The organism is Neisseria sp. P0021.S005, assembly GCF_051956955.1.
In genome coordinates this window covers 1-2,473 of sequence record NZ_JBQCWY010000455.1, presented here as the reverse complement: position 1 = coordinate 2,473, position 2,473 = coordinate 1, and the positions used below count along the sequence as shown (strand labels likewise).

At 45.9% G+C, this 2,473-nt stretch carries 2 protein-coding genes; one reads left to right on the top strand and one right to left on the bottom strand.

Annotated features, from left to right (window positions below; all coding sequences use genetic code 11):
- The first annotated feature begins 101 nt into the window (after positions 1–101).
- Positions 102–557, top strand: a complete 456-nt coding sequence (locus ACTHUE_RS15505) for a ProQ/FINO family protein (protein ID WP_128581234.1) — start codon at positions 102–104, stop codon at positions 555–557.
- 309 nt (positions 558–866) lie between these two features.
- Here ACTHUE_RS15505 and ACTHUE_RS15500 read toward each other — a convergent pair whose 3' ends face one another.
- Positions 867–2,441 (bottom strand): inorganic phosphate transporter, encoded by a 1,575-nt coding sequence (locus ACTHUE_RS15500; protein ID WP_440361197.1) that lies wholly within the window; start codon positions 2,439–2,441, stop codon positions 867–869.
- Between the last annotated feature and the right edge of the window lie 32 nt (positions 2,442–2,473).

The window sequence follows — 2,473 nt, the reverse complement described above, 5'->3', positions numbered from 1 at the left end:
ATTCTCAGAAAAATTTAGCCAAATCACAGTCTTTATACTACAATAGCACCTTATTGCCGTATGACGAAAATACGGATTTATATTAGAGGAATACAACCGCAATGGCACAAGAAACCGCTTTGGGCGCTGCGCTGAAATCTGCCGTCCAAACCATGAGCAAGAAAAAACAGACAGACATGATTGCCGACCACATCTACGGCAAATATGATGTATTCAAACGATTCAAACCGTTGGCCGTCGGTATCGACCAAGACTTGGTTGCCGCCCTGCCCCAATACGACCCTGCACTGATTGCACGCGTACTGGCCAACCACTGCCGCCGTCCACGCTACCTGAAAGCCCTGGCTCGCGGCGGCAAACGTTTTGACTTGAACAACCGCTTCAAAGGCGAAGTCAGCGCAGAAGAACAAACCATCGCCCAACAGCACCCAGCCGTTCAACAGGCATTGGCTGCACAAGCCGAACGTCAAGCCGCTAAGGCTACCGCTGAAGCAGAAACGGCTCCTACTCAAGCTGAGACCACGAAGCTGCTGAATAATGTTCAGACGGCTCGATAAGGCTCATACTAAATAGAAAAACCCCAATTCAATACGGCACTTAAACGTCGATGAATTGGGGCTTTTTTATTGCCTTAACCTTATAGTGGGCTAATTAAAAATAGCTTTGTTTGCCCTCACTAAGCCCCAAAATCTTTTCTAAGCTATTCCCAATAAGATATTTCTCTATTACCTTGATTATTCTTGTATCAGTTCAAACATTGAACAGCATTATTTGTTCAACATTAAAGCAAATTAAAATCTCCTCTTATGAACATAAAAGGCCGTCTGAAATATCTTTCAGACGGCCTTTTTAAATCAAATAATCAATTAAAACACTGTTTGCAAAACCAAATAGCTGACAACAGACAAAACGGCAGCAGCAGGCAAGGTAATAACCCAAGCAAGGCCGATCGGTTTCATCAATTTCCAGTTGGCATTGCGGTTAACCAAGCCAATACCCAAAACTGCACCCACCAAGATATGGGTACTGGAAACAGGCAAGCCCATAAATGATGCTGCCATCACAACAGCGGCAGCAGAAAGCTCTGCTGAGAAGCCTGACGCGGGGTGCATTTCTGCCAAGCTGGTGCCTACGGTTTTAATCACTTCTTTACCGACAAACCACAAGCCGACGATCAAAGCGATACCGAAAGTCAACATGGCAATCGGAGGCACAGCGTTTTGAGCGGTAATGCTGTTGGTACGCAACACATCCATAATCGCGGCAAACGGACCAATCGCATTGGCAATATCGTTCGCACCATGGCTGAATGCAAAACCGCAAGCAGTAAATACCTGCATCCATGAGAACATTTGGAAAGTCGATTTATCCAAATCTTTGCGTTTTAAACTTTTGGCAAATACAAACGTACCCATCCAAATAGCCGCGCCGATCATGAAAATGGTCAGGAAGCTGTTGACATTGCTCATACCCAAATGCAGATTTTTCAGACCTTTGAAAATCAACATGGCCGCAATCATCATGCCGCCGACAGAAGCGATAAACGGCACCCAGGAATGCAGGGCTTTATAAGAATCTACTTCGCCCTTACGGCTGTCAAAGCGGTGCAGACCGCGATAATACTCAGACTGCAATTCTTCAGGATCAAAGTCCGGCTCATCATAAATTTGGGCATCGTGCGCCATTTTGGTGGCGTATTCGACTTTTTCAGATTCACTCAAGGCTTCAAAAAACAGGCGGTGTTCTTCTTTATAGGCTTTCTTCTCCAACTTGATGCCTTTGAGCGTATTATCGGCCCAAGAGTTGTAGTCCAAAACGTTTTTCTTAATTCGTGAAAACAATAGATAGGAAACGATGCCACCTAATACCGGAGACAAAATCCAAGACAAGGCAATTTCGCCCAACTTGTCCCATTGAATCAGCGCAATGGAATCCACACCGTTCAATGCCGCCATACACAAGGCACTACCGACGATACCGCCGATAATGGCGTGTGTCGTAGAAACCGGCAGACCTTTGCGCGATGCAAAAAGCAGCCACAATGCCGCAGCCAAAAGCGCAGACATCATAATAAAAACAAACTGCATCGGATCCAGATGCATGCCATTCAAATCGACAATACCCTTACGGATGGTATCTGTTACCTCGCCGCCGGCAATCACTGCGCCGCTGACTTCAAATACTGCCGCAATCAGCAAAGCTTGCGGAATAGTCAATGTGCCGGAGCCGACACTTGTACCGAAAGAGTTAGCAATATCGTTACCACCCACATTAAACGCCATGAAGACGCCGAAAAAGGTAGCAAGGATAAACAGGCCGGAGTGGTTGTAGTGGGTATAACCCAGGCCCCAATAAATAAAATAGCCGACCATGCTCACAAGCATAGCGGCAAAAACCGTATTAATCAGCTTCAAGTTCGCACTCGACTGAGTTTGAGCCATGGAAAGTTTCCTTTTGGAAAACATGTTGAGTC